Source organism: Pseudoalteromonas sp. CO348 (genome assembly GCF_004208845.1).
Lineage (GTDB): Bacteria > Pseudomonadota > Gammaproteobacteria > Enterobacterales > Alteromonadaceae > Pseudoalteromonas > Pseudoalteromonas maricaloris.
Window position 1 is genome coordinate 139,386 of the sequence record NZ_SGPI01000039.1, and the last position, 17,411, is coordinate 156,796.

The 17,411-nt window shown below is 44.0% G+C and carries 12 protein-coding genes; 9 read left to right on the top strand and 3 right to left on the bottom strand.

The genetic code is table 11. From position 1 onward, the window contains the following. Positions 1–310 precede the first annotated feature (310 nt). Positions 311–2,854, top strand: coding sequence for a TonB-dependent siderophore receptor (locus EXT48_RS20450; RefSeq protein ID WP_130165580.1), 2,544 nt, complete (start codon positions 311–313; stop codon positions 2,852–2,854). 88 nt (positions 2,855–2,942) lie between these two features. On the opposite strand, the gene EXT48_RS20455 is transcribed toward EXT48_RS20450, so the two are convergent. Continuing rightward, a complete protein-coding gene (locus EXT48_RS20455; RefSeq protein ID WP_130165581.1) occupies positions 2,943–4,991 on the bottom strand; it encodes an ATP-binding protein in 2,049 nt (682 codons plus the stop codon). Positions 4,992–5,479: 488 nt separating this feature from the next. Continuing rightward, positions 5,480–7,084: an isocitrate lyase gene (locus EXT48_RS20460; protein WP_130165582.1), complete on the bottom strand. Its 1,605-nt coding sequence runs from the start codon at positions 7,082–7,084 to the stop codon at positions 5,480–5,482. A 247-nt stretch (positions 7,085–7,331) separates the two neighbouring features. Here EXT48_RS20460 and EXT48_RS20465 point away from each other — a divergent pair, with 247 nt between their 5' ends. After that, positions 7,332–9,509, top strand: a complete 2,178-nt coding sequence (locus tag EXT48_RS20465) for a malate synthase G (protein ID WP_130165583.1) — start codon at positions 7,332–7,334, stop codon at positions 9,507–9,509. A gap of 130 nt (positions 9,510–9,639) precedes the next feature. Here EXT48_RS20465 and EXT48_RS20470 read toward each other — a convergent pair whose 3' ends face one another. Then, positions 9,640–10,155, bottom strand: a complete 516-nt coding sequence (locus tag EXT48_RS20470) for a cysteine hydrolase family protein (protein ID WP_130165584.1) — start codon at positions 10,153–10,155, stop codon at positions 9,640–9,642. A 102-nt stretch (positions 10,156–10,257) separates the two neighbouring features. On the opposite strand from EXT48_RS20470, the gene EXT48_RS20475 reads away from it, so the two are divergent. The 7 genes from EXT48_RS20475 to betA all read left to right on the top strand — a co-directional run bounded on the left by EXT48_RS20475 (position 10,258) and on the right by betA (position 17,277). Next, a complete protein-coding gene (locus EXT48_RS20475) occupies positions 10,258–11,169 on the top strand; it encodes a GlxA family transcriptional regulator (protein WP_039495349.1) in 912 nt (303 codons plus the stop codon). A 304-nt stretch (positions 11,170–11,473) separates the two neighbouring features. Further along, the gene (locus EXT48_RS20480) at positions 11,474–11,974 is read left to right on the top strand and encodes a hypothetical protein (protein WP_039495350.1); all 501 of its coding nucleotides are present in this window, start codon (positions 11,474–11,476) and stop codon (positions 11,972–11,974) included. Further along, positions 11,967–12,179, top strand: coding sequence for a helix-turn-helix transcriptional regulator (locus tag EXT48_RS20485; protein WP_045988593.1), 213 nt, complete (start codon positions 11,967–11,969; stop codon positions 12,177–12,179). Before EXT48_RS20480 ends, EXT48_RS20485 begins: the two co-directional genes overlap by 8 nt. 214 nt (positions 12,180–12,393) lie before the next feature. After that, positions 12,394–13,245 (top strand): ABC transporter substrate-binding protein, encoded by an 852-nt coding sequence (locus EXT48_RS20490; RefSeq protein ID WP_039495352.1) that lies wholly within the window; start codon positions 12,394–12,396, stop codon positions 13,243–13,245. A 299-nt stretch (positions 13,246–13,544) separates the two neighbouring features. Next, a complete protein-coding gene (gene betI / locus EXT48_RS20495) occupies positions 13,545–14,135 on the top strand; it encodes a transcriptional regulator BetI (protein WP_039495355.1) in 591 nt (196 codons plus the stop codon). A gap of 1 nt (position 14,136) precedes the next feature. After that, positions 14,137–15,600: a betaine-aldehyde dehydrogenase gene (betB, locus tag EXT48_RS20500; protein ID WP_039495358.1), complete on the top strand. Its 1,464-nt coding sequence runs from the start codon at positions 14,137–14,139 to the stop codon at positions 15,598–15,600. Between the two features lie 9 nt (positions 15,601–15,609). Further along, positions 15,610–17,277, top strand: coding sequence for a choline dehydrogenase (gene betA, locus EXT48_RS20505; protein ID WP_205992127.1), 1,668 nt, complete (start codon positions 15,610–15,612; stop codon positions 17,275–17,277). Positions 17,278–17,411: the final 134 nt, after the last annotated feature.

A 17,411-nucleotide genomic window follows, 5' to 3' on the forward strand; every position in this document is an offset into this window, starting at 1 on the left:
GTAAAGATGGAGTGGGCAAACATCAGACCAGTGCCCTTATGAGGTATAAGGTAGATCAAAAAATTCTTTATTATTGATGAAAGAATAATTCTAAAATCCGCGTCTTTTCTTATGATAGTGACCTAATTTTAGGCTGGTATTGAATTAGTAAGTACCAACATTTTGGTCATAAGTCGAATGGGTATCGTACCGCATTTTGTGTTATTTACTTGGGTACCTTATTCAGTCTTGATTTATCTTCATATTGACTAAATTAAGTAGTAATCGGTCTTTTACAGACTCTGCGTTCAACATATTCACGGGACAAACTATGCAATTTATTAATAACAAGCTGGAAAACGCTGTTCGCAAGCCAATCTCGTTGGCTGTCGGTGCCGCGCTTCTTTCAACTATTTCAATTCATGCGCAAGCCGAAAGTAACAACACTGAAGCCAAGGAAAGTGTTGAAGTCATCGAAATCACTGGTACGCGAAGAAGTCTTCGTAGTGTCGCCGAGAGCACGGTGCCGGTAGATGTGATTTCTTTAGAAGATATGCAAAGTACAGGTCAGCTGGAGCTAAGCCAAGTACTAACAACTCTAGTGCCTAGTTTTAACTTCCCAAATTCAACGCTGGCGGATGGTACGGATCACGCCCGTCCGGCAGTGCTTAGAGGTTTAGCACCGGATCACACCTTAGTGCTGGTAAATGGTAAACGTCGTCATGCCGGCGCATTATTGAATTTAAATGGTACCGTTGGTCGTGGTTCAACGGCGGTTGATTTAAATACCATTCCAGCTGCCGCGATTAAGCGTATAGAAGTACTGCGTGATGGCGCTGCTGCTCAATACGGCTCAGATGCCATTGCTGGCGTTATTAATATTGTGCTTAAAGATGCCGAAGAAGGTGGCAGTATTAGTGTGACCTATGGTGAGCACGATACACAGATGGCTGGTGTCCCTGACTTATTACAAACCCGTGCAAACGCTGCGGGCGATTTAGACTTTGTATTAGGAGATGACCGCAAGCGTAATGATGGTGGTACTACAACAATTGGTGCCAACGTTGGTTTTGCTTTAGGTAATGATGGTTTTATTAATCTGTCTGCCGAATATAGAGATAAAAAACCAACTAATCGTTCAGGCTTCGATCCAAGAGAGCAATATGCTCGTGATGAAAATGGTCAACTTGACTCAAGAGAGTTTTCATTCGATCGCTACAACCACCGTTTTGGTAAAGCCGAAGTGGAAGACTTTGCACTATTTTACAATGCGGGTTACAACCTAGATGCTGAAATCGAGCTTTATTCATTTGGTAGCTACTCGACACGTGAAGGTAACTCCGGTGGTTTCTATCGTCGCGCAAATGACAGCCGCAACTTAACTGCGGTATACCCAGATGGTTTCTTACCTCAAATCGTCAGCGATGTAGATGATTACTCTTTTGCGGTTGGTGTAAAAGGCACTCAAGGTGAGTGGGATTACGATATCAGTACAAACTATGGTGTGAATGACTTCGCTTTGGGGGTCGTAAATAGTTTGAATACTTCGATGGGGGTAACAAGCCCGACTGAGTTTAATAACGGCGCTTTAGTTTATTCACAGTGGCTTGTGAATGCTGATGCTAAAACGGCATTGGATTTGGGCTTACCGGATGACGTATTTTTCACGATTGGTGCAGAGTATCGCCGCGAAACCTATGAAATTGAAGTCGGTGAAGAAGCGTCTTACCTCACCGTGCTTGATGCAGAAGGCAATCCCGTTGCAGCTGGTGGTGCGCAGGTGCTCGCTGGTTTCTCACCAGCAAGTGCTGTCGATGAATCTCGTCATAATATCGCTTTATTCGCAGAGTTTGATACCTACTTAACGCAGGACTGGAATGTCGTCTTGGCGGGTCGTTTTGAAGATTACAGTGATTTTGGCAGCACTTTCACTAGTAAACTGGCATCGCGCTATGTAGTGTCGGATAACTTTTCACTACGTGGTGCAGTAAGCACAGGTTTTAGAGCGCCTTCATTGGCTCAAACGTCCTATAAATCAATTGCTACGGTATTTGAAAATGGCGTACCGAGTGAAGTTGGCCACTTCCCTGTTGATACGCCAGCTGCAAAAGCGCTGGGTGCTCGAGAGCTTGAACCGGAAGAGTCGGTCAATATGACGGCGGGCTTTGTCTACACACTAGATGCGTTCTCATTTACTGTGGATGCCTATCAAATTGACATCGACGATCGCATCGTCCTTTCTGAGAACTTGGGCGGTCCTGAGGTCATTAATATTTTGCAGCAAGCGGGTGAACTTAATACGCAAAGTGTAAGGTACTTCACTAATGCTATCGACTCGCGCACTCAAGGTGTGGATATCGTAGCAACGTACAGTTTTGATCTTGCCGACTACGGTAATCTGCGTTTAAGTGCCGCGGTAAACATCAATGACACTGAAGTGACGCATGTAAAAGCAAACCCTGCAGAGCTTGAAGCCCTTGGTGACAGCTATGAGTACTTTGCTCGTCGTGAAATTGCACGATTTGAAGATGGGACACCAAAAGACAAATGGAACCTAGCTGCAATTTGGCAATTTGGCGATTGGCAGACGACATTACGTGCCACACGCTATGGTGAAACGGTAGATTCTTCGAGCGCAGTAGAGGGCGATGAAGTATTAGACGCTAAATGGATCACTGATTTAGAAGTGGCTTATAACCTAGGTGACAACTGGAAGTTTGCTGTAGGCGCTAACAATCTATTTGATCAATTTCCACAAGATACTGTTAGTAATATTGGTTATACAACGTTTAACCAGATCTTTCCTTACTCAGCGTTCTCGGCATATAACACCGATGGTCGTTTTGTGTATGGCAATATCAGCTACCGATTCTAAGCTTGCTTAGAAAGACGAAAGGCCAAGCATCTGCTTGGCCTTTCGTACTTTACTTACTTAATATCAACTCGCATTTTATGCGGGTACTTTATGCGGGTACATCTATCGCATGAGGTAAGTTTATCTGAATACACAAACCGCCATACTTCCCAGACTTCACTGTGATTTTTCCATTCATCGCTTCAATTAAGCTCTTACAAATAGATAAACCAAGACCTGAGCCTCCTGTTGCACGACTTCTCGATGCCTCGACACGGTACAGGCGTTCAAACAGTTTGTTTTGCTCGGCCTCCGATACGCCTGGTGAGCTATCATCTACTTGTAGGAATAGTCCTTGTTTATTGACCACGGCTTTAAACCTTACCTTGCCGGGTTTATCTGTATATAAACATGCATTCTTAGCAAGATTATCGATAACCCTATCCAGCTTTGGTTTATCAATGTAAATACTCATATCATCGACGTGAATGTCGGCGATAAATTGCAGCTGATTACTAGTTACTAGTCTTTCAATATCGTACACATAGCTTTGGATAACCGTTTTCGCGCCATGCTGTTGGGGGTGTATCACAAGCGCGTCATGATCAGCTTGAGACAATTGATATACGTTCGAGATCAATTCATTTAGCTGATTTATCTTGTTGTTGATCTTGGCATATGCAATTGTGCTGTCATCAATAAGATTGTGTTCCATCGCTTCGATATGGAGTTTTAATACACTAAGTGGCGTACGTAACTCGTGGGAAATATCGGCCAGCATTTTATCTTTATGCTCAATATTCAATTGATACATTTTTGCTTTTAGCGCCGCATTTCTATGTTTGACGACAAAAAATCCGACTAGAAATAATCCAGCTAAAAAGGTCGAGATTGCAGTGATCACCCACATTTGTGTGGATAGCTTGGCATTTTGTAAGTTAATCTCGGTTATGGCTTGTGCAGAGCGTGCTTGCTCCAGTTGTTGAGATTGAATAAGCGCGTCAATACTGGCTTTATAGGTACTTACTTGTTTTTCGAGTAATGTTTCATGAAGTTGAGTCTGTAGCTCTGAAGTCGACTTCATAAATTGAAAAGCTTGGGCGTATTCATGATGTGCAGCAAGCGTTATCGCTTTAAGGCGATGATATTTTTCGAGCAGCACCTCTGCCGTTTCAATTTCGGTTAGGGCGTCCAGCTTGGTGAGTAGTGTTTTTGCTTTGTTTAATTCTTTGCGTTTTAGCCTAACTTCTAACTCCGTCAGGTAGGCGTAAAATTGTTGCAGCGTTGAACTGGTTTGAGTGGCATATTCAATGCCTGCAAGTGCATCCGCTAGGGCATTGTCTAAGTCTGCTTTGGCTATATGGATCAATGCGGAGTTGCGATATGCCCTAGCGAGTGAAACCCTAGCATTGAGTTCTTTTAGAAATTCAATGGCCTCTTTTGTTTGCGCTAATGCTTCGTCCGTTTTACCGTTCTTAAACTTCAGCTCTCCCAAGCGAAGGGCCGTGCCTGCGACATTACGTAATTCTTTTGAAGCTTTATCTGCAACGAGAGCTTGTTGGAAGAAATACTCTGCATTTTCCTCATCCCCCATACGCACAGAAATATCACCAAGATTGTAAAAATTAGCCCCTTGCTTTTCGTACTGATCAGTTCCTTTTAGTAATTCATAGGCTTTTAAATGATATTGCATAGATTGCGCAAGCAAATTTCTGTGGTCGGCAACAACACCTAGATTATTATAGGTTTGCGCCACTAAACTTGACTTGTTCATCGCTTCGGCTGAAGCGAGCGCTTTTAAGTAAAAAGACTCAGCCTGCTCAAGCTGGCTTAAGTTACGATAGTTAATGCCTATCTCTCTGTATAAATCATACTTGCGCGCTTCGGTAAGGAAAAACTGCTTTTCGATATAGCTAAGGGTAGATATTGATTTCTCATATAAGTCTTGCTTTCGATAAATCATGGCCTGCAAATAAATCGCTTGATATCGCGTTTCTTCTTCTTCACTGACGCTGGCCGTTTCAATTTTAACTAAGGCTTCGGTGTATTTGCCCGCCTTTTCTAAATCTTCTATTTCCTTGATAACTGTATTCCCGGCCTGGCAATGCATCGCTGTAAGCAGTGCTACTGCTTTTATTAAGTTCTTAATGGGGGTCATGTATCAACTTTAATGTACTGTAATCAGTTTTATAGTTTTACATGGAAAAGTGGGGTAAATATGGAAAGTGTAAAGGGGGTTTACAGCAGAATGAAGTGCTTATAAATCTGAGGTTAGTCATATTTTGATTTTTAGTCAAAATAAACCCAGAACAAAATTTTACTAAGTAAGTTAGTAAAAATGTGACCTGTCGCTGGTTTAGTTAGTAAAATTTTGGTTTGTGAAAGTGAAAAAAGTCACAAATGCGCTCTTTTTTGTCTGGATCTTAGATCTTTACTGTAAAGATCGGGATCGTTAGGTGTTGAGTTAATAAAATTCTGATCTCAAATAAGTCTAGGTTAGTAAAAATATGATCTGAATAACTGACGTTGGTAAATACGTGATCTCAGTTACCAGTGGCTAGTAAAAATCTGATCCACAATAGATAAAAGGGCCTGACGGCCCTTGCTGATTAGGGAACTATATAAGTCGTTATCTAAATCCAGTGTTTAGAACTGGTTCATGGTGTTGGCTTCACCACCTGCTTTGAGTGCGTTCTCACCAGAGAAATACTCTTTGTGCGTGTCACCGATATTAGAGCCTGCCAAGTCTTGGTGTTTAACTGATGCTTGTTCGCGACGGATTTCTTGTCGTTGCACATCGCGCACATAGGCAAGCATACCCGCGTCACCAAAATAGCCTTCAGCCAGAATATCAGTGCTGAGTGCTGCTGTATGATAAGTTGGCAGTGTAATAAGGTGATGGAAAATTCCCGCTTCTCTTGCCGAGTCTCGCTGGAAGTTTTGCACCAGTAGATCGGCTTCGGTTGCCAACTCGGTTGCGTCTAACTCTGGCGCCATCAATACTTTTGCATCCGCGCTTGGATTTGGGTATGCCGATAAGTCTTTACCTTGCTCCTGCCATTGCTGGTATACCTGTTCACGGAATTTTAATGTCCAGTTGAACGATGGCGAGTTGTTGTACACAAGCTTAGCGTTAGGCACCTGTTCGCGAACTCGGTTAACTAGCTCGGCAATTTGCTCGATATTTGGCTTTTCGGTTTCAATCCACAATAGATCTGCGCCTGATTGAAGACTGGTTACACAGTCTAGTACCACACGATCTTTTTCCGTGCCTGCTCTGAACTGGTATAGACCGTTGTCTAAGCGAACTGGCTTTTGCAGTTCGCCACCCAATTTAATTGCCATCTCACCTTCTTGTAAGTCAGCGGCCGAGGTAACTGGCGTGGTGTCTAAATAGCTGGTGTATTGGCTCGCAAGGTCGCCCTGCGCTTTTGATACTGGCACTTTTTGCGTCAAACTTGCACCCAATGAGTCAGTGCGTGCGACGATAACGCCATCTTCAACACCAAGCTCAAGGAAAGCATATCGTACAGCGTTAATCTTAGCTAAAAAGTCCTCATGGGGAACCGTTACTTTACCTGCTTGGTGGCCACACTGCTTTGCGTCCGATACTTGGTTTTCGATTTGAATTGCACAAGCACCCGCTTCAATCATTTGTTTAGCTAATAGGTAGGTTGCTTCTTCATTACCAAAACCGGCATCAATATCAGCAATGATAGGCACTACATGGGTTTCGAAGTTATCGATTTTGTTAAGGATTTTAGTTGTGTCTTGGCCTTTTGCTCTTGCAGCATCAAGATCTTTGTAAAGATGATCTAGCTCTCGTGCGTCGGCTTGCTTGAGGAAGGTGTAGATCTCTTCAATCAAAGCAGGAACCGCAGTTTTTTCATGCATACTTTGGTCAGGTAGTGGGCCAAACTCTGAGCGCAGAGCAGCAACCATCCAGCCACTTAGGTAGACGTAAGAGCGCTTTGTGGTTTTATTGTGACGCTTTACTGCCATCATCATTTGTTGCGCGGTAAAACCGTGCCAACAACCAAGCGATTGCGTGTATTGGCTGCTATCTGCGTCGTACGCTGCCATGTCTTCACGCATCACTTTTGCCGTGTATTTTGCAATGTCCAAACCGGTTTTAAAACGGTTTTGTAGGTGCATACGGCTGGCATACTCAGGACTGATAGACTGCCAAGTTTTTCCTTGGCTTTGGCATAGACTAGAGAAATGATCTAACTGAGTTTGATACTGAGACATAATTAGCTTCCTTTGAACGGGTACTATAAATCAAATTAAATTCTGGTTGTTTGTTACACGAAACCAACCGGTGTGAGAGTGGTTGGCTGCGGGCTTAATTAAACACTAGGCCGATAAACTAGATTTTTTAAATTTATAGTTATTATTACGAGTATATTTTTTGTGAATGGGAAAAGGGGTTCGTTTTTCCAAAAATTGTTTTATGTTTGACCTATCCCGTTCAAAAAATGTTAATCAAGGACTCTCCATGAGCAAGTATGTCACTCATTCAGGCTTCCAAATTGCGACTCCACTGGCGCAGTTTGTTGAGCAATCTTTACTTCCCGGTACGGGGATCGCGGTCAATCAATTTTGGCAAGGCGTAGTGGATATTTTTTCGGAACTTGGGAAGCAAAACCAAGCGTTACTCAACAAACGCGATACCCTGCAACAGCAAATTGACGATTACCACCTCTCTCATCCTGATTGGCAATCTGCAGAATATCGGACATTTCTTGAATCTATCGGTTATTTGCAGCCTGAGCCTGAAGATTTTGCCATCGAAACCGAACATGTAGAGCCTGAAATTGCGAGCGCAGCCGGTCCTCAGTTAGTGGTGCCTGTCAGTAACGCAAGGTTTGCGCTCAATGCGGCGAATGCGCGCTGGGGCTCTTTGTATGATGCGCTCTATGGAACGGATGTTCTTGGTGAAGAGGATGGTGCTGAGCGTACTCAAGCCTATAATCCGAACCGTGGGTTTAAAGTAATGGCTTATGCTAGGCAATTCCTCGATAAAGCACTGCCGTTGGCTGAAGGTTCTCACATAGAAAGTACGAACTACGCGATTCTAGACGGCAATTTGGTGATTACACTCAACGACAGCACCCAAGTTGCACTGCAAAAGCCTGATCAGCTAGTGGGTTATCAGGGGGAGGCACAAAATCCAAGCGCGGTATTGCTGCGTCATCATGATCTGTATATTGAGATCCAAATTGATCCACACCATCCGATAGGACAGGCAGACAAAGCTGGGATCAAAGATGTCGTCCTTGAGGCTGCACTTACGACAATCATGGATTGTGAAGACTCAGTTGCGGCGGTGGATGCACAAGACAAAGTATTGGTATATCAAAATTGGTTAGGCTTGATGAAAGGGAGCTTGAGTGAGACCTTCGAAAAGTCAGGTCAATCGCTGACTCGGACGCTAAATGCCGACCGAAGTTACGTAGATACACAAGGCCAGCGTATGACACTAAAAGGTCGCTCTATGATGTTCGTGCGCAATGTTGGCCACCTAATGACAACGCCAGCGATACTGGATGCAGAAGGAAACGAGCAGTTCGAAGGGATTTTAGATGCCATCATGACAAGCACGGCTGCGCTGCATGATTTACAAGGTAATAGTCCGTTTAAAAACTCGACGGCAGCAAGTATCAATATCGTGAAGCCAAAGATGCACGGGCCTGAAGAAGTCGCTTTCACTGATACCCTATTTAGCCGAGTTGAAGCGCTGCTCTCGCTACCCAAAAATACCATTAAAATGGGGATTATGGATGAAGAACGCCGTACTTCGGTAAACTTAAAAGCGTGTATTGCTGCTGCTAAGCAGCGTGTAGTATTTATCAATACTGGCTTTTTGGATAGAACGGGCGATGAAATTCATACCTCAATGCTGGCGGGCCCAGTATTGCCCAAAGTGGCAATTAAAGGACAATCTTGGATAGCGGCCTATGAAGATCAAAACGTGGATATTGGCCTTAAAACCGGTTTTAGGAAAAAGGCACAAATAGGCAAAGGAATGTGGCCAATGCCAGATAAAATGGCGCTGATGATGGAGCAAAAGCAAGGCCATCCTGAGTCCGGTGCTAATACTGCATGGGTGCCCTCTCCTACCGCAGCAACGCTCCATGCGATGCACTATCACTATGTGGATGTGTTTGCACGCCAACTTGAGATAAAAACACGTCAGCAAGCATCGCTCGATAACTTACTCACGCCCCCGTTGATGTTAGAAAACGATTTGTCTGCGGAGGATATTCAAGCCGAATTAGACAATAATGCGCAGGGCATTTTGGGCTACGTGGTGCGCTGGATAGACCAAGGCGTAGGCTGCTCAAAAGTGCCTGATATCAATCACGTTGGATTAATGGAAGACAGAGCAACGCTTAGGATCTCAAGCCAGCATATCGCTAACTGGTTATATCATGGCATTTGTAGCGAAGAACAAGTAGAAAAAACCTTTAGACGCATGGCCGCTGTTGTAGATGGTCAAAACGAAGGTGACAGCCTCTACCAACCAATGCTCAATGACCACAAACCGCTTAGTGAAAACCTCGCCTATAAAGCGGCGTTATCTTTGGTATTTGAAGGCCGAGTACAACCCAATGGTTACACCGAGCCGCTACTTCACGCGTATCGACAAGCCTATAAGCAGCAGGCTAATTAGCACCTTTTCATTTCGATGTCACTCAAATCAAGGCTGGTCAATCCAGCCTTTTTGGTTTTTCTGCTTGTGTCGAGGTAAACCTCGACCTACGTTGGATTTGTAGGTCGTGATTTATCACGACGAGCATGGGTTACATTTGCGACACGGCAATCAAAGGTACTCGTGTTGAAACACCGTTGAGTGCAATTTTGTGGATCATTTCATCTATGGTAGTGCAGCAATCACTGAGAATGTAGACATTGTACTGCTCCGCCGATTTCGATAGCGCGGTATGGGTTACACAGTTTTGCGTCATCATGCCGCAGATATATAAAGTGTCGATATCTTTAGATTGGAGCAAATCGTTTAAGGAGGTTTGCTCAAAGCTGTCGGCATAGGACTTTACGATATGGTGGCCGTTTTCTCGCGCTTGGCGTAGGCCATTATGAAGATCTACACCGCTTGTGTCGGCATTGAAAAATGATGCTTTTCCTTGCTCTGGATTAGCTATGTGCTGGACATAAATGACTTCCATATTTTGCTCTGCTGCTTTTTTGATAGCTGAATTGATGTTTGCTAGTGTATTTTTGGTATTCCATAGCGGGAAAAGCCCTCCAGGAAAGTAGTCATTTTGAATGTCGATCACCAATAGTGCGCTGTTGTTCATTTTTTTACCTCGTTAGTTAATTTGCAGAGGTATTGTGCTGGAGTTGTAATTTTGACTGGAGTGTCTAAAATGACATTTTTGAGTTCAAATTCGACAACGTAGATGAAACCAATCAAAGTGGCGATTTGTCACTATCCTTATGCGATGAAGTCGGCTGTGTATGGTCTAGAAGAGCTGTTTTTTCTAGCAGATAGAATTTGTATCGAAGAGTCACAGGATACCCGCTTTACAACACATGTTGTCACCTTCAGTGGTGCTGTAAAGGGGGATTACAATATTGTGTTATTGCCGCCGAGTGTTAGTTCTGATTATTACCTCAAACCTGAACCTCAATTACTTGCTTGGTTAACCGAGCAGCACCAACAAGGTGCAGTTATCGCCTCTGCCTGTGCGGGGGCTTTTATACTTGCGGCCTCGGGGCTAAGTCATCAGCGCTTACTTACCACGCATTGGGGGTTAACTGAGGCATTTAAACGGCACTTTCCTAACCAGCCTATCGATACGCGGAAAATTTTAATTGATCACAATGATATTATGTCGGCTGGCGGCATGATGTCATGGCTTGATCTTGGATTAGAGTTAGTCAAAAAATATAGCGGTCACTTAGTCATGCGCAAGTTAGGCAAAACGCTTGTCGTAGATACGGCTCAGCGGGAGCAGAGCTACTATCATCAATTTCAGCCAAACTTTCAACATGGTGACGATGCTGTGCTGCGCGCCCAGCAATACATTAACACCCATTATGGTCGCAATATTTCAATTACAGAACTGGCTGATATCGCTCTACTTACGCAAAGAACCTTACAGCGACGTTTTGCTAAGGTGCTCGGACTCAACCCAAATCAATATCTGCAACGGTTTCGGGTGCAGAAAATGTGTGATTTATTAGAAAGCACGAGCAAGCCATTTGATTGGATTGCGCACCAGGTAGGGTACGAGGATACGACAGCCTGCCGTAAGGTGTTTAATAAGTGTATGGGCTTAACACCAAGCGAGTTTCGAAAACGTTTCTAGTGAACCTGAATCCGGGATAACAACTTGTTCTCTAGCAGCTGTTATCCCTTACTACTGCGTTAAATTTGCTTGCAATAGGCCAGCTATTGACGCACAAATTTGCCTTGTATTAAGAAATAACTTCTGGCTAGAGTGATATTACACTTTTGAGCTTAGGTATTTTAGTTTAATAACTAACTTCTTATCCCGAGTTCAGGTTAGTTATTTAAACTTGACTTAAAGTAAAAAATGTTTGACTTGTGGTTGAGCAAAGTTTACGCTTTTAATGTAAAGAATACTTAACCTTGAGTAAAGTGAGGGTAACATGGAAAGCAACAATAAGATTAAAGCGTTTTTAGACTCGTTGAGTTTCCGTGACTTAACGATTGCGATAGAGTTTTTGGTAACAGGTTATATCTTGTATTTTTATTTAGGCGAAATAACAGCGGCTACAGAGCAGTTACGTCAAGATCCGAGTTGGGTATCAGGATTGTTGCTCAAGGTGATTGTTATTTCTATCGTGACATCTATTGCAGGTCAGCTGCTACTGAGCTTTGTTAGTGATAAAGATATGGATAAGCCGTTAGATGAACGTGAAAAATTGATTGCGCTATCTGGGTGCAAACCTGCCTACTGGGTGCTTCAGGTTGGTGTGTGTATCTCTATTTTCCAGTATTCTGCCGAAGCGCAAAATTGGTCGCAAGCGCTTCTTTTTGAACTACCATTTGCACCACTTCATATTTTAGTGATTGCATTTTTGCTGGCTGAATTGGTCGGTTATGGAACTCAGCTCGTCAAAGCTCGTTTGGGAGCTGTGTATGGCTGATTTACCAATAAAAAACAAAATCAGAATGCTGCGTTTTATGAGCGGTGAAATGACACAAAAAGAGCTTGCTGAGCGAGTGGGTGTTACGAGACAAACGATTATGGCGATCGAGGCTGCAAAATACTCACCTTCGCTCGAAGTAGCATTCAAGATAGCACATGTATTTAATGTCTCTATTGAAGAAGTATTCGAATATCAGCCATAAAGTGCCAAAACAAGCGTGATGTAAAGGGGGTTTACGTCACGCTTTTTTGTTTCTGTGAGCACCGATACGTTTTTTGACTTAAATAGTTTAATAATTAGGCATTGTAATCTAGGCTTTAGGTAAATATATTGTTACTACTAAAGATAGTGCCTATGCAATGAACAGAGTCGTCATGTTATAAGGCCGATTGTCATAGACTTGCTCACGAGGTGTCATGGTTAAGCAGTACATATCAGTGAATAACTTGATTGGCACGATTATTTTGGTGTGGGGCTTGGTAATTCCCCCTGCCAGTGCAAGTGAATGCAGTAAAACGGTGAATATCGGCGTTGTTGCCGATTGGCCGCCATTAACTGTATTTGATGAGCTTGGACCTTGGGGCCTAGACGTAGACATTGCCGAAATGGTGTTCCAGCATGTTGCCGTGTGTACCACCTATATTCGCCTCCCTTCCAGCGCTCGCACTTTTGAAGAGATGTCAAAAGGAGTGATAGATGTCGCGGTAATGGTTAGCTACACTAAAGATAGAGAAGCATACGGAGATTTCTCTCTGCCCTACCGTTTTGAACGTATGCGATTATTCTCGTTATCACCTCCCACAGCGCTTGGCGATCTCGCGTCATTACTAAAGCAATCGAAAACCATAGGGTTAAGCATCGGATCTTACTATGGAGAGGAACTTAATAAGCTTAAACAAGATCCCCGCTATAAAGATCAATTTGTGAGTATTGCCAGTGCGCAGCGGCGGGTTGAAATGCTAATGAAAGCGCGCGTTGATTTTATTGTGGATGATATGATCACGGGGAACTATTTTATCAAAGAGCGAGGACTTGACGCTGCACAGGCCTGGCCTTATGTGGTACATGATAACCAAGTACACTTTTTGCTGCGTAAAAATGTTTTTAGTGCGAGGCTGAAAAGCAAAATTGATGAGGCGATCTTAGCGCTTAAACCTAAGATTGAATTGTTAGTGGCGAGTTATCAGTCAAACGCGTCTTTTGGGGTTTCAACTGTCTCAAATAGGTTTCCTAGTTATCAACCGTTACCGCTTTCAAATCTTAACTAGCAAGGATGTTTAGTCTTATTCAATTCCATCATTTGATTCGGTTTTGGTTGTTTTACAGTCAAACCAAACTTAATCAAATTGTCACATCAAAACGGTAAATTATCGCAAATACCTGCAAAATCTCAGATTTTTTTAAATTTCTTAAGATTTTTTGTAATCCTTTAAAACCCCTTAGCTATCATGGGATTAACCTAGGTACAAACGTCAAAAATTTGGCTTTTTACAAAAAGTCAACCTTGAAGTCTCATCTTTATCACCCTAAGATTTATTTTAATTGAACGGTCAATTAATAAAAAGCTATGCCAAAAGTCGGAATGGAACCTGTTCGTCGTCAGCAGCTAATTGACGCCACTTTAGAGTCAGTTGCCGAGTTAGGATTACAAGCAACCACGATTAATAGTATCAGTAAAAGAGCCGGTCTCTCATCAGGGATCATCAGCCACTATTTTGGTGGTAAACAAGGCTTGATTGAAGCAACCGTGCGCTATCTATTAAACAACTTGAAATACAGTTTGTTGGACAAGACCTACGGAGGTTGTGGTGCCGAGCAGCGACTCATGTATATCGTAGAAGCTAACTTTGCCATGGTGCAGCAGCAGTCAAATACGACGCGCACTTGGTTGAGTTTCTGGGCGCAGTCCATGCACGATGACGAGCTACACCGACTACAGCGTGTTAACAGTTGCCGTCTGCAGAGTAACCTAGCGACTTCGTTTGCTGCTTTTATGCCGCGAGCACAGGCAAAAGAAGCGGCTGAGCTTGCCGCCGGTATGATTGACGGACTCTGGTTAAGAGCTGTGCTAAGCAAAGCTGACCATCATGCGTTTCATCACAGTGAAACGCTCGCAAAACGCTACATTCAATCACTTATTAAGCAGTTTGGAGGATAATGTGACAGTCCCTGTATATCAAAATTTTATTCATGGCCAGTTCTTGGCAAACCACTCAGGCGAAAAGTTTGCAGTAAAAAATCCAGCAACGGATGAAGTGATCTATGAGGTAGAGGTTGCTGACAGTCATGTTCAGCAAGCTGCGATTGAAAGTGCTAAAGCGGGCTTTGCATTATGGTCAGCGATGGCGCCAATTGAGCGTAGTCGTGTTTTACATAAAGCGGTATCTCTGTTGCGCGAGCGCAATAATGAGCTTGCTAAGATTGAAGTGTTAGATACAGGTAAACCTTGGCAAGAGGCTGAATGTGTAGACATTCAAACTGGCGCTGATGTGATTGAATATTTTGCAGGGTTGGCTCCCGCTCAAGTTGGCACTCAGCAGCCAGTGGGAGGGGACTTTTTCTATACTCGTAAAGAGCCCTTGGGGATTTGTGCAGGCATTGGCGCGTGGAATTATCCACTGCAAATTGCGTGTTGGAAATCAGGCCCTGCACTTGCCGCTGGTAACGCCCTCATTTTCAAGCCATCGGAAGAAACACCACTAGGCGCGATTAAGCTGGCCGAAATCTTTATTGAAGCCGGTGTCCCTGCGGGCGTATTCAATGTGGTGCAAGGTGCCGCTGAGGTGGGCCAATGGCTTACTACCAGCCCTGATATTGAAAAAGTATCGTTCACCGGTGAAGTGGGTACTGGCAAAAAAGTAATGCAAAGTGCGGCAAGCAATTTAAAAGAAGTGACGATGGAGCTAGGCGGCAAATCACCGCTTATCGTTTTTGAAGATGCTGATATCTCTCAAGCGATAAGTGCCGCGATGTTGGGCAACTTCTACACCCAAGGTGAAGTGTGTACCAACTGCACACGCGTATTTGTTCAGCGTAAGGTTTACGACGCCTTTTTAGCTGAGTTAAAGCAGCGTACCGAACAAAATATCATCGCGGGCGATCCGCTCGATCCAAACGTAAATCTTGGCGCTCTAATCTCAAAGCAGCATCACACACTGGTGATGGATTACATTGCAAAAGGCAAAGCTGAAGGCGCAACCGTACTGACCGGTGGTGAGGCACTTAGTCCTGAAACGGCACCAAACGGCTACTTTGTCGCACCGACCGTATTTATCGACTGTCATGATGATATGACCATAGTGAAAGAAGAGATCTTTGGTCCAGTGATGTCGGTATTGGTATTCGATGACGAGGAAGAAGTCATTCAACGTGCAAACAACACCCACTTAGGTTTGGCTGCAGGTGTATTTAGTAAAGATATTCAACGTGCACACCGTGTCATCCACCAGCTAGAAGCTGGTATTTGTTGGATCAATAGTTATGGCAACTCACCCGCCGAAATGCCCGTTGGAGGCTATAAGCAGTCGGGCATTGGCCGCGAAAATGGTATCGAGACGCTAGATCAATATACTCAGACTAAGTCCGTGTATGTTGGTATGAGCGATATTGAAAGTCCATTTTAATCGAGGAGTATGATGACTGATTTTGATTATATTATTGTAGGTGCAGGTTCTGCAGGCTGTGTGCTTGCAAACCGCCTATCGGAAAATCCAGCGCACAAAGTACTATTACTCGAAACTGGCGGTAGTGATAAGAGTATTTTTATTCAGATGCCAACCGCGCTATCTATTCCAATGAATACCGATAAATATGCTTGGCAGTTCCATACCGAGCCCGAGCCGCACTTAGACAATCGCGTTATGCATTGTCCTCGCGGCAAGGTACTTGGTGGTTCATCGTCAATCAATGGCATGGTGTACGTTCGAGGTCATGCTAAAGACTTTGACGAGTGGCAAGACAGTGGTGCACAAGGTTGGGATTATCAGTCTTGTTTGCCTTACTTCAAGCGCGCTGAATCTTGGTATTTAGGAGGCGACGAGTACCGTGGTGAGCAAGGTCCGCTTGGCACCAATAATGGTAATGAAATGGCAAACCCGCTCTATCGTGCGTTTATTAGCGCTGGTGAGCAAGCGGGTTATGCGTTTACTAAAGACTATAACGGTGAGCAGCAAGAAGGCTTTGGGCCGATGCATATGACCGTAAAAGGTGGTAAACGTTGCTCGTCTAGCCGAGCCTATTTAGACCCCATTAAACATCGCAGTAACCTCACCATAGTCACGGGTGCCTTGGTACAAAAAGTACTGTTAGATGGCAAAACCGCTACAGGCGTTGAATACAGTGTGAAAGGAAACCTGAAAAAAGCGAATGCAGCGAAGGAAGTGATCCTAAGTGCAGGTTCAATTGGTTCACCACATTTATTACAGTTATCTGGCATTGGCGATAAAGAAGCGTTGACTGCCGCAGGCGTTGAAGTAAAACACCATTTACCCGGAGTGGGCAAAAACCTTCAAGATCACTTGGAGTTTTATTTCCAATATAAGTGTAAGCAGCCTATCACCTTAAACGGCAAGCTGGGGTTAATTTCTAAAGGTTTGATCGGTGCAAGATGGTTGCTTGATAAATCAGGTCTTGGCGCGACCAATCACTTTGAATCTTGTGCCTTTATTCGTTCGAAAGCAGGCGTTGAGTGGCCAGATCTTCAGTACCACTTTTTACCTGCGGCCATTCGCTACGATGGTAAAAGTGCCTTTGATGGTCACGGGTTCCAAGTTCATGTCGGCCACAATAAACCAAAGAGCCGTGGTGAAGTAACGATTAAATCAGCAGAACCAACGGTGGCGCCTAAAATACAGTTTAATTACCTAGCTGAACAAGAAGACATCGAAGGGTTTAGAGCATGTGTGCGACGCACGCGTGAAATCATTGAGCAGAGTGCGTTTGATGATTTTCGGGAGAGCGAGATCCAACCTGGTGAGCGAGTGCAAACCGATGAAGAAATCGATGCCTTTGTGCGTCAAGCGGTAGAAAGTGCTTATCACCCTTCTTGTTCATGCAAAATGGGTGAGGATGAAATGGCGGTTGTTGATTCACAAACCCGTGTGCACGGTGTAAAGGGGCTACGCGTTGTGGATTCATCTATCTTCCCAACCATTCCAAACGGCAACCTCAATGCGCCGACTATTATGGTCGCGGAAAAAGCAGCGGATATGATTTTAGGCAATTCGCCACTTGCCGCTGAGGGAGCAAACGTTGCTATGACACAAAACTGGCAACAGGTTCAACGTAGTTCGGAGATCTAGTTTCGCCACTCGTATGGGAAAGTTCGTGCCCCATATGAGACCTGCAGTGGCAAGCAGTGCAAATCGTTTGCACTGCATTAATGCGGGAATAATGTAAATAAAAACAACGGAGAAAAAATGAGTTACTTCTATCA

Bases quoted from the DNA above. Each gene is read 5' to 3' on its own strand.
- EXT48_RS20460 (WP_130165582.1), bottom strand. From the start codon at position 7,084: ATGTCTCAGTATCAAACTCAGTTAGATCATTTCTCTAGTCTATGCCAA.
- EXT48_RS20450 (WP_130165580.1), top strand. From the start codon at position 311: ATGCAATTTATTAATAACAAGCTGGAAAACGCTGTTCGCAAGCCAATC.
- EXT48_RS20490 (WP_039495352.1), top strand. From the start codon at position 12,394: ATGGTTAAGCAGTACATATCAGTGAATAACTTGATTGGCACGATTATT.
- EXT48_RS20470 (WP_130165584.1), bottom strand. From the start codon at position 10,155: ATGAACAACAGCGCACTATTGGTGATCGACATTCAAAATGACTACTTT.
- betI (WP_039495355.1), top strand. From the start codon at position 13,545: ATGCCAAAAGTCGGAATGGAACCTGTTCGTCGTCAGCAGCTAATTGAC.
- EXT48_RS20480 (WP_039495350.1), top strand. From the start codon at position 11,474: ATGGAAAGCAACAATAAGATTAAAGCGTTTTTAGACTCGTTGAGTTTC.
- EXT48_RS20465 (WP_130165583.1), top strand. From the start codon at position 7,332: ATGAGCAAGTATGTCACTCATTCAGGCTTCCAAATTGCGACTCCACTG.
- EXT48_RS20485 (WP_045988593.1), top strand. From the start codon at position 11,967: ATGGCTGATTTACCAATAAAAAACAAAATCAGAATGCTGCGTTTTATG.
- EXT48_RS20455 (WP_130165581.1), bottom strand. From the start codon at position 4,991: ATGACCCCCATTAAGAACTTAATAAAAGCAGTAGCACTGCTTACAGCG.
- EXT48_RS20475 (WP_039495349.1), top strand. From the start codon at position 10,258: ATGAAACCAATCAAAGTGGCGATTTGTCACTATCCTTATGCGATGAAG.
- betA (WP_205992127.1), top strand. From the start codon at position 15,610: ATGATGACTGATTTTGATTATATTATTGTAGGTGCAGGTTCTGCAGGC.